This is a genomic window from Kribbella sp. NPDC056951 (genome assembly GCF_042674205.1).
GTDB classification, from domain to species: domain Bacteria; phylum Actinomycetota; class Actinomycetes; order Propionibacteriales; family Kribbellaceae; genus Kribbella; species Kribbella yunnanensis.
Map to the genome: position 1 here is coordinate 276,497 of NZ_JBHUQZ010000003.1, position 10,203 is coordinate 286,699.

The 10,203-nt window shown below is 67.3% G+C and carries 8 protein-coding genes; 7 read left to right on the top strand and 1 reads right to left on the bottom strand.

Annotated features, from left to right (window positions below):
- Positions 1-28: 28 nt before the first annotated feature.
- From ACFTSF_RS14230 to ACFTSF_RS14260, 7 genes are all read left to right on the top strand, one after another.
- Positions 29-1,831 carry a glycoside hydrolase family 3 protein gene (locus ACFTSF_RS14230; RefSeq protein ID WP_380154186.1) on the top strand — a complete coding sequence of 601 codons (1,803 nt, stop codon included), beginning with the start codon at positions 29-31 and terminating at the stop codon, positions 1,829-1,831.
- 2 nt (positions 1,832-1,833) lie between these two features.
- Positions 1,834-3,117 carry an exo-beta-N-acetylmuramidase NamZ domain-containing protein gene (locus ACFTSF_RS14235; RefSeq protein WP_380154187.1) on the top strand — a complete coding sequence of 428 codons (1,284 nt, stop codon included), beginning with the start codon at positions 1,834-1,836 and terminating at the stop codon, positions 3,115-3,117.
- A 35-nt stretch (positions 3,118-3,152) separates the two neighbouring features.
- Entirely contained in the window at positions 3,153-4,838 is a 1,686-nt protein-coding gene (locus ACFTSF_RS14240) for a serine hydrolase (RefSeq protein ID WP_380154188.1), read from the top strand.
- Positions 4,839-4,874: 36 nt separating this feature from the next.
- Positions 4,875-5,762, top strand: coding sequence for a MurR/RpiR family transcriptional regulator (locus ACFTSF_RS14245; protein WP_344144681.1), 888 nt, complete (start codon positions 4,875-4,877; stop codon positions 5,760-5,762).
- A 90-nt stretch (positions 5,763-5,852) separates the two neighbouring features.
- Entirely contained in the window at positions 5,853-6,746 is an 894-nt protein-coding gene (gene murQ / locus ACFTSF_RS14250; protein ID WP_380154189.1) for an N-acetylmuramic acid 6-phosphate etherase, read from the top strand.
- A 622-nt stretch (positions 6,747-7,368) separates the two neighbouring features.
- Complete coding sequence (locus ACFTSF_RS14255; RefSeq protein WP_380154190.1) at positions 7,369-7,986, top strand: phosphotransferase; 618 nt, start codon at positions 7,369-7,371, stop codon at positions 7,984-7,986.
- 297 nt (positions 7,987-8,283) lie between these two features.
- On the top strand, positions 8,284-9,678 hold the full coding sequence (locus ACFTSF_RS14260) for a class I adenylate-forming enzyme family protein (RefSeq protein WP_380154191.1): 1,395 nt from the start codon (positions 8,284-8,286) through the stop codon (positions 9,676-9,678).
- On the opposite strand, the gene ACFTSF_RS14265 is transcribed toward ACFTSF_RS14260, so the two are convergent.
- Positions 9,609-10,193, bottom strand: coding sequence for a 4'-phosphopantetheinyl transferase family protein (locus tag ACFTSF_RS14265; protein WP_380154192.1), 585 nt, complete (start codon positions 10,191-10,193; stop codon positions 9,609-9,611). The two genes, ACFTSF_RS14260 and ACFTSF_RS14265, sit on opposite strands and share 70 nt — an antisense overlap.
- Positions 10,194-10,203 lie beyond the last annotated feature (10 nt).

Sequence of the window (10,203 nt, forward strand, 5' to 3'; positions counted from 1 at the left end):
GTAATTCACTTACTGTTGGGGGTCCGCCATGCCCGCCCTTCCCATTCTTCGCCGCCTCAGTCTGGCCGGGCTCGCCCTGGCCACCACCGTTGCGGGAGTGTCGATGACGGCCGCTGCCAAACCCCCTGAACCCACTGAATCCGCCGCCGCGCAGGTCGGGCGGACGATTCAGCGGATGTCGCTGGAGGAGAAGGTCGGGCAACTGTTCGTGCTGTTCGCCTACGGTCCCGACGCGCACCAGCCGGACGCGCGCAACACCAAGCTGTACGGCGTGGCCACGCCGGCCGAGGTGGTCGAGAAGTACAAACCGGGCGGCTGGATCTACTTCGACGGCCGCGGCAACGTGCAGAACCCGACCCAGGTCGCGACGCTGTCCAACCAGCTCCAGGAGACCGCGATCGGGACCGGGCTGCACGTGCCGCTCCTGATCGCCACAGACCAGGAGCAGGGCGTGGTGACGCGGATTGGGCCGCCGGCCACGCAGTTCGGCGGCAGCATGGCGCTCGGCGCCACCCGCAGTACGGCGGACGCTCGCACGGCCGCCGCGATCACAGGCCAGGAGTTGAAGGCGATCGGGATCCGGCAGGACTATGCGCCGGACGCCGACGTGAACGTCAATGCGCTCAACCCGGTGATCGGCACCCGCTCGTACTCGAGCGACCCGAAGCTGGTCTCCGACATGACCGCCGCCCAGGTCCACGGATTCCAGCGGGACGCCGGGATCACCGCGACCGCCAAGCACTTCCCCGGTCACGGCGACACAGTCGACGACAGCCACAACGACCTGCCGACGATCAACCACACGTTGGCGCAATGGAACGCGATCGACGCGCCACCGTTCAAGGCGGCGATCAAGGCCGGGATCGACTCGATCATGACCGCGCACATCGTCGTACCGGCGTTGGATCCGTCCGGTGACCCGGCGACGCTGAGCAAGCCGATCCTGACCGGAGTACTGCGGAAACAGCTCGGGTTCCGGGGTGTGATCGTGACCGACGGGTTGGAGATGGCCGCGGTGCGCCAGGAGTACGGCGATGCAGAGGTCGCGGTCCGCGCGATCGAGGCCGGGGTCGACCAGTTGCTACTGCCGCCGGCGCCGGACGTGCAGTACAACGCGGTCCTGGACGCCGTTCGGTCCGGCCGGATCAGTGAGCGGCGGATCGACGAGAGTCTCCTGCGGATCCTGCTGCTCAAGCTGAAGAACGGCGTTCTGTTCCAGCCGTACGTCGATGTCGCCAAGGTGCCCGCGGCGATGGGGCCGGCGGCCAGCCTGGCCACGGCGCAGAAGATCGTCGACAAGAGCATCACGCTGATCAAGGACAACGCGAAGACGCTCCCGCTGAGCAACACCCCGCGGAAGATTCTCGTCACCGGTTGGGGAGTCTCGACCACGCAGAACCTCGCGAACAGTCTCGCCAAACGCGGTGCGGTCACCACCGTCGCCCAGACCGGCGCAGCACCGACCGACGCCGCGATCGCGGGCTCGGTGGCGAAGGCCGCGGAGAACGACGTGACCGTCGTACTGACGCGGAAGGCGTGGGACTCGAAGATCACCGACAAACTCGGTAAGCAACGGAAGCTGGTCGGCGACCTGATGGCCACGGGCAAACCGGTGATCGTCGTCGCGGTCCAGGATCCCTACGACATCGCGTACTTCGACGCCGCACCGACGTTCCTGGCCACCTACGGCTATGCCTCGGTGTCGATGGAGTCGCTGGCCAAGGCCCTGTACGGCGAGATCAAGCCGACCGGGAAGTTGCCCGTCGACATCCCGGTCGCCGGCGATCCGCGGACACCCCTGTACCCCTTCGGCCACGGAATGAGCTGGTGACGATGAAACGACGCACTCTGTTTGCCGGCGCCGGCGTGATCGCCGCTGCACCGCTGCTTGATGCGCCCGCTGCTGTCGCCCACGGATCGGGAGGTGGCCGGAAATTGATGACCGGGGCCGAGGTACTGGCCAAGGACAACTGGAAGGCACTCGCCGGTCAGAAGGTCGGCGTGATCAGCAACCCGACCGGCATCCTGCCCGACCTCAACCACGTCGTCGACGTCATGCACGGGTCGGGGAAGGTCAACGTGGTCGCGGTCTTCGGGCCGGAGCACGGCTTCCGCGGTTCGGCGCAGGCCGGTGGCTCCGAGGGCGATCACGTCGATCCGCGGACCGGGATCATGGTCTACGACGCGTACGGCGCGAACGCGGACAAGCTGGTGAACCTGTACACGAAGTCCGGTGTCGAGACCGTCGTCTTCGACATCCAGGACGTCGGAGCGCGGTTCTACACCTACATCTGGACCATGTACGAGGCGATGCTGGCCGCGGTCCGCACCGGCGCGCGCTTCGTCGTACTGGACCGGCCGAATCCGACCGGTGGGTCGGCGCGCGGGCCGATGCTGAAGCCTGGGTACACCTCTGGCGTCGGCAAGCGGGAGATCATCCAGCAGCACGGCATGACGGTGGGCGAGCTGGCCCGGATCTTCAACGCGGAGTATCTGCCGCTCGACACCAATGGCGCCCGGCTGAAGGAGTTGCAGGTCATCCAGGTGCGCGGCTGGAAACGCGACCAGCTGTACGCCGACACCGGGCTCACCTGGGTGATGCCGAGTCCGAACATGCCGACTCCGGATACCGCCCTGCTCTACCCCGGCATGTGCCTGTTCGAGGCGACCAACATGTCCGAGGGGCGTGGCACGACTCGGCCGTTCGAGCTGATCGGAGCGCCGTACGTCGACTATCGGTGGGCGCAGGCGTTGCAGGCGAAGAACATCCCGGGGGTGGCGTTCCGCGAGGCCTACTTCACGCCGACGATCAGCAAGAACGCGAACGTGCTGTGCGGCGGCGTGCAGGTGCAGATCACCGATCCTTTGAAGGTGGAGGCGATCACGGCCGCGACGCACATGATCGTGGAGGCGCGGAAGCTCTACCCGGGCTTCAACTGGCGGACCGAGAACCCGCCTGGCCGCTGGATCGATCTGCTCACCGGATCCGACCGGTTCCGGACCATGCTTTTGGCCGATGCGACCGCCGAGGAGATCGTGGCAGCGTGGCAGGCCGAGACCGACGCGTGGACCGCGCGGCGGGCAAAATACCTGCTCTACAAGGGAGCGCACCGGTGAAACGCTCCGTTGCCCTCACGATAGCCTCTGCGGTGATGCTGACGATGACTTCCCCTGCGGTTGCCCACGGCAACAAATCCGGCCGGTTCGACCAGCCTTATGACGGCTACGCGCCGAAGACAACTCTCCTACGGGACGCGACGCCTGAACGCGCCGGCCTCGATCCCGCGCCGATCGACGCGGCGCTGGCTCAGGTCGACGCCTGGACGCGTCCCGCCGGTACGGCGAAACCTTTGTTCGCCGGGGCGGTGACGCTGCTCGGTCACGACGGTCGCGTGGTCACCCGGCAGGCGACGGGGCTGGCGCTGAAGTATGCCGACTGGAGCGGGACGGAACTGCCGGCGGATCAACAGATCCCGATGCGAACCGACACGATCTTCGACATGGCCTCGGTCTCGAAGCTGTTCACCTCGATCGTGGTGCTGCAGCAGGTCGAGAAGGGCAAGGTCGGGCTCGACGAGCCGATCGCGAAGTACGTGCCGGAGTTCGCCGAGAACGGCAAGGCGGCGATCACTGTGCGGCAGGCGCTCACGCACACCACCGGGCTGCCGTCGTGGCTGCCGTTGTGGAGCGCGCGCCCCGATCCCGCCTCGCGGTTGCAGATGGCGCTGACCGCGAAGCCGACCAGCGTGGCGGGGACGACCTACCTCTACAGCGACCTGAACCTGATAGCGCTCGGCGAGGTCGTGCATCGGGTGAGCGGCAAGACGCTCGACAAACTCGTTGCCGACGGCATCACCAAGCCGCTGCAGATGCGCGACACGGGCTACAACCCGGACGCTAAGAAGAAGCCGCGGATCGCCGCGACCGAGTTCCAGGCGTCGCCGGCTCGCGGGATGGTCTGGGGTTCGGTGCACGACGAGAACGCCTGGTCGCTGGATGGCGTCGCCGGGCACGCGGGTGTCTTCAGTACGGCGGACGACATGGCCGTGCTGGCGCAGACCTTCCTGAACGGCGGCAGCTACCGCGGAGCGCGGATCCTCAAGGAATCCTCGGTCACCGCGATGATCACCAACTTCAACCAGGCCTACCCGGGCAACGATCACGGCCTCGGCTTCGAGCTCAACCAGCGCTGGTACATGGCCGGTCTGTCCGGCCCGCGGACCGCCGGGCACACGGGTTACACCGGTACGTCGCTCGTGATCGACTTCGACTCGCGGTCGTTCGCGATCCTGCTCACCAACCGGGTGCACCCCAGTCGCAACTGGGGTTCGAACAACCCGGCTCGGCGGGCGGTTGCGCAGGGACTCGCGCTGGCGCTCGGGGTCGGTCCGCGACACGGCAAGGACGCCTGGTTCTCCGGGACGACGGATGCCGCGACGACGACGCTGGCCACCTCGGTCGCCGTACCGGCTGCTGGGGCGAAGCTCGCGTTCGATCTGTTCGTGGACACCGAGGACTCGGATCTGTTGTATCTGGAGACGTCGACGGACGGGCAGACCTGGACCAAGGTGCCGTTCACGGTGCGGGATCGCGGTTCGGTCATCGACACCGACGGGACGATCAGCGGTTCCGGCGACCGGCACTGGCATCAGGTGACGGCCGAACTGGCCGGTGGTGAGCGGTCGCTGCGCTGGCGGTACACGACCGATCCGCTGTACCAGGGCCGCGGTGTCTACGTGGATGGTGTGAAGATCACGAGCGGGCGTGATGTTCTTCTCGACGGGGAACGCAGTCCGGAGTCATTTACGGCAACAGGTTGGAGACTTTCGCGTCGGTGATCCCATCTGGTGCATAGTCGCCGTACCGTGGCTGTCATGAGCTCAACAACCTCTCCTGAACCCACGGGGCCGCTGCTGGTCCGAGTCCGCGCGGTGATGCCCGCGCTGGCGCCGGCCGAGCAGCGGGTGGCGAACGCGGTCCTCGCGGACCCGGGCGGAGTGGCTGCGATGACGATCTCCGAACTGGCCGAGGTGGCTTCCACCTCAGAGACCACGGTCATCCGGTTCTGCAAGCAGATCGGTGTCCCCGGCTATCCGCAGCTCCGCCTGCAGTTGGCGGCCCAGTCGGCCACGGAGAACATCCGGCCCGAGGTCGGTGGCGACATCGAGCCGGGTGACTCGCTCGACGACGTCGTCCGCAAGGTCGCGTTCGCCGACGAGCGGGCCGTCCGCGAGACCGCGCAGCAGGTCGACATCGACGCCCTGGCCAAGGTGGTGACCGCGGTCGTGAACGCGCCGCGCGTCGACATCTACGGCTTCGGCGCCAGCGCCTTCGTGGCGCTCGACCTGCAGCAGAAGCTGCACCGGATCCGCCGGGTCGCGTTCGCGTGGTCCGATGTGCACATGGCGCTGCCGTCGGCCGCCCTGCTCGGGGACGGCGACGTCGCGATCGGTATCTCGCACACCGGTGTCACCGTCGAGGTCGTCGAGGCGCTCGAGGAGGCCGCCAAACACGGCGCCACCACGGTCGCCGTGACCAACTTCCCGCGCTCACCGCTGGCCCGGACCGCCGATCTGATGCTCACCACGGCCGCGCGCGAGACGACGTACCGGTCGGGTGCGATGTCGTCGCGGATCGCGCAGCTGACGGTCATCGACTGCCTGTTCATCGGGGTCGCTCAGCAGGTGCTGCCGGACGCGCGGAAGGCGCTGGAGGAGACGGCGACGTCGGTCCGCGGGCACCGGCTCAAGGGTTCGGAGTGAGACCGGTCGGGTACGGATCGTTACGTCAAGCGTTTCTGTCAACGATGAACAGAATTGAAAATCCTTCAGTAGAAAACTAACATCGACACTGTGACGACACCGACGGAGCAGCGCAATCCCCGCACGCTCGCCATCGACGCGGTGGGCACGACCGAAATCCTTCGCATGGTCAACGCCGAGGACGCCTCGGTCGCCGGTGCCGTCGCGGTCGTCCTCCCGCAGTTGGCCGAGGCCGTCGACTGCGCCGTCGACGCGGTCCGGCGCGGTGGCCGGGTGCACTACTTCGGCGCCGGTACGTCGGGACGCCTCGCGGTGCTGGATGCGGCCGAACTGCTACCGACGTTCCATGTGCCTGACGGTTTGGTGGTCGCTCACCACGCGGGCGGCATGGAAGCGCTGCTCCGCGCAGTCGAGAACGTCGAAGACTCCGAACAAGGCGGCGCCGACGACGCAGCCGCAGTCACCGCCCGAGACGTGGCCATCGGCCTCGCCGCCTCCGGCAGCACCCCGTACGTCGCCGGTGCCCTCAAGGCCGCCCGAGCCGCCGGAGCCGCCACCGTCCTGGTCACCTCGAACCCGGATGCCCCGCTGGCACCCCTGGCCGACATCGTGATCGCCGCCGACACCGGCCCCGAAGTCATCGCCGGCTCCACCCGCCTCAAGGCCGGCACCGCCCAGAAAATGATCCTCAACGCCTTCTCCACCACGCTGATGATCAAACTGGGCCGCACCTGGTCCAACCTCATGGTCGACCTGGTAGCCACCAACGCCAAACTCCGCAACCGCATGCTCCGCATCCTCGCCGAAGCCACCGGCGCCGACCCCGACGCCTGCGAATCGGCGTTGGCCGCCGCCGACGGCGAACTAAAACCAGCCCTGGTCCACCTCCTCACCGGCGCCCCCATCCCCGCCGCCCAAACCGCCTTGACCGAAGCCCACGGCCGAGTAGCCACCGCCCTAACCACCCTCAACACCCACGCCTGAAAAGACACCGCCTCCGGCGGCGACAGCCCTTTGGCGCCTCCTGCGCGGGCGCGCAATGCGGCGAATGCGGGGAGTGCGTCGCCGACTGAAAGCGCCATGCTGCTGGACGTCGATTTCTGACGACAATCTCCTTCCACTCGATGTTCCGGCCGCTGTCTCGCACGGCGACCGAAGCCACCGTGCCGGCCGACGCGGGAAGGCGGGCGATGCGGGGAAGGCGCGGACCGCCAGCACTCACCAACTGCTCTTTTCGGGGGGTGCTACGCCTGGGATCACCCCGTTGAACGGGGTTGGTGAGTGGCTGGGGTCCGCGCGTGGCGCGTGGCGCGCGGCGGATGGCGGGTGGCGGCGTGCGACTTCGTCAACGCGCGCGGCTCGTTGCGCCCGGCGGTCTGGAGTGTGGGGTGCATCTTGTGCCTGTCCGGGCCGACTTCTTCCCCAAGCTCGGGGGTCGGGGCGTGGTTAGGGTCTGGGGATGGATGAGGAATTGAGTGGTGGGCGGTTCTCGGGGGCGGTGCGGCGGGGGGAGACGGTGGTTCGGCGGCGGGGGTCGGCTAACTCGCGGGCGTTGTTGGGGCATTTGGAGCGGGTGGGGTTTGGGTTGGCGCCTCGGGTGGTTGAGGTGGGGGATGAGACGGAGACGTTGACGTACGTCGAGGGGGTGGCTGGGTATCCGCCGTTGTCGGGGGAGATTCGGTCGGATGCGGCGTTGGTGAGTGTGGCTCGGGCGGTTCGGCGGTTGCATGACGCGACGGTGGGGTTCGAGCCCGTCGACGAGGGGTGGCACGACCTGGAGGTGGCGGCGCCGGTGCAGGTGGATTGCATTGGGCATCATGACTTGGCGCCGTGGAATCTGGTGTTCGATGGAGTCGAGGTGGTGGGGATCATCGACTGGGACACGATCCGGCCGTCCAATCGGCGGTGGGATCTGGCGTATGCGGCGCATCAGTTCGTGCCGTTTCATCCGCCGGCCTGGTTGGCGCCGTTCGGGTGGGATGTCGAGCCGGATCGGGCGCGGCGGTTGCGGATGTTCTGTGATGCGTACGGGCTGGGGGTTGAGCCGGCCGAGTTGGTGGATCTGATCGGGCTGCGGTTGCTGGGGCATGCGGCGAACATCGAGCAGCAGGTGAAGGCGGGGAACCCGGCGTACGACGTCCATCGCGACGAGGACCATGCCGGTGGATATCGGGCCGCGGTGGCCTACATCCTGGAGAATCGTGCGCTCTTACTCGGCGGCTGACGGACTGGGCCAAAAAAGTTTCGGTGTCCTTTGGATGCTGTCCGGCGAAGCGTGCGGGGAACCCTTCGAAAGGACTTGCGGGTAGGCCATTTCTAACCCTTCGGGAAAATACCAGCGGTTTGTTTTTCGGGGGGTGGAACGTTTGTTTTGAGGGGTTGCTTCGCGTGATGGGATCATTACTTCTGGTCCATAGCGCGGCTGTGTGATCGTGTCGTATCGTCCAGTCATCGCCAGGCCTTGGTGGGGGTGCTGGCCTTCGAATCCTTTGTGTGCAACGGCTTTGGAGCTCGGATGGCCATGGACGAGTCTTTCGTCGTGCCCGGAAACGCGCTGGGCGCGGAGTGGGTCGACGATGTGCTGCTGGCGGGACCGGCGGCTGACGTTTGTTTACGCCTGCCGGAAGTGATCAGCCGCGGGAAACTACGCACGCTGGTACAGCAACGACAAAAGGAGTTGGCTCAGGCCGGTTTCCGGCCGGGTGGTGCGGTGGCTTTACGGTTACCGCCATCGGTGACCTTTGTTGCACATTTGCTGGCGGTATGGCGCAGTGGTGGGCAGGCGATCCTGCTGGACCACCGGTTGACCGATTACGAGGTACGGCGGGCGATCGAGCGGCTGGCACCGCAGGTGGTGGTGTCGGCGGATCGGCCGGTGCCGGCCGGGTTGCGGACGTTCCATGACGTGGGTGCGGAGTTGGCGAGCTATTCAGGGCACACGGCCAATACCGCGCATGCGGTTGTGCAGCTGAGTTCGGGGTCGACCGGGCCTTCCAAGGTGATCGGTCGGACCGCCGAGGATCTGGTCGAGGAAGTCAACAGGTACACGCAGATCGGCGGCGTACCCACCAAGAACGAGCGACTGATTCTGCTGCCCTCGATGGTGCACGTACTCGGTCTGGTCGGCGGCCTCCTCTACGGCCTGCACGCCGGAGTCGAACTCGTACCGCCCGCCCGCCTCACCGGTGACGCCATCGTGCACGCGATCGCGGCCGAGACCACGCCGGCCACCGTGCTCGGCGTACCGTTTCACATCGGCTTGCTGGCTTCGGTTCAGCAGCCACCTTGGTTGCCGCAGTTCAAACGCATGACGACCGGCGGCGAGCTCGTGCCGCAATCCGTGTCGGATGCGTTCGAGCAGAAGTACGGCGTTCCGCTCGGAAACATGTACGGGATGACCGAGGTCGGTGTCATCGGCACCGATCTGTTCGGCCGGCATCGCCCCGCGATTCGGCCCGCGCCCGGAATCGACGTACGGACGGTCGACGGCGAACTGCAGATCGCACGGAAGGAATCGCCGTACCTCGGGCTGTCCGATCCGGCGCGCTGGTCGGACGGCTGGCTGCGGACGCGTGATGCCGGGATCGTCGACCCCGAGACCGGGCTGGTCAGTATCAAGGGCCGGCTGGACTCGCAGGTTTCGGTCGGTGGGCTGAAGGTCGACCTGACCGAGGTCGAGTACACGCTCGGAACGCTTCGAGGTGTCGAGGCCGCGGTCGTCGTCTTCGACGGCTCGATCACGGCCTACCTGCAGCTCCACGAACGCCGCGAGACCACGCGGCTGGAGGCCGAGCTGTCCCAGCGGCTGGCGTCGTACAAGCGGCCGCGGACCCTGCACGTGCTCGATCAGTTGCCCCGGACAACGACCGGGAAGCTGGTCCGCGACCTCACCGTACTGCGCAAGGCGGTGCCCTGATGCTCGGTCAGAACGATCTCTACCGGCGGTTCGTCGAGCGCTACGGCCAGTACGGCGCCGTCGAGCGGCAGGCGGACGACGTACAGACCGGGGACCGAGCCGACGGGCCCGTCGCCGAACGGGACCCGTCGGCGGAGTCCGGAGTTCCGCAGGCCGACGCCGAGCGCTTTGCCAACAGCCTCCTTGGCGGTCCACAGCTGCAGGAACGCGTGCAGGTCGCCGGCCATCCAGTCCAGCTCGGTGGCGTCGAACCAGCGGCGCGCGAGTCCGCTCACCTCCCGCGGATAGACGTCCTCGAGGTCGATCCCGATCGAGCCGGTACGGCGGGCCGCGACGGCGACGCGCGAGCGGCTGTGACTGAGGCTCACCGCCAGCCCGGGGATTTCGGGTCGGCCGTTCGCGGCGTGCTGCAGCACCGGATCGGTGACGAGAGTGCTGGCCAGCGAGAGCAGCAAGGCATGAGCAGTGGCCCGGGAATCGTCACCCGCCGGCGCAGTCCACACCTCAACACCCACGGAAAGAAGG

Coding starts and splice junctions, on each gene's coding strand:
- ACFTSF_RS14230 (WP_380154186.1), top strand. CDS start 29: ATGCCCGCCCTTCCCATTCTTCGCCGCCTCAGTCTGGCCGGGCTCGCC.
- ACFTSF_RS14235 (WP_380154187.1), top strand. CDS start 1,834: ATGAAACGACGCACTCTGTTTGCCGGCGCCGGCGTGATCGCCGCTGCA.
- ACFTSF_RS14240 (WP_380154188.1), top strand. CDS start 3,153: ATGCTGACGATGACTTCCCCTGCGGTTGCCCACGGCAACAAATCCGGC.
- ACFTSF_RS14260 (WP_380154191.1), top strand. CDS start 8,284: ATGGACGAGTCTTTCGTCGTGCCCGGAAACGCGCTGGGCGCGGAGTGG.
- ACFTSF_RS14245 (WP_344144681.1), top strand. CDS start 4,875: ATGAGCTCAACAACCTCTCCTGAACCCACGGGGCCGCTGCTGGTCCGA.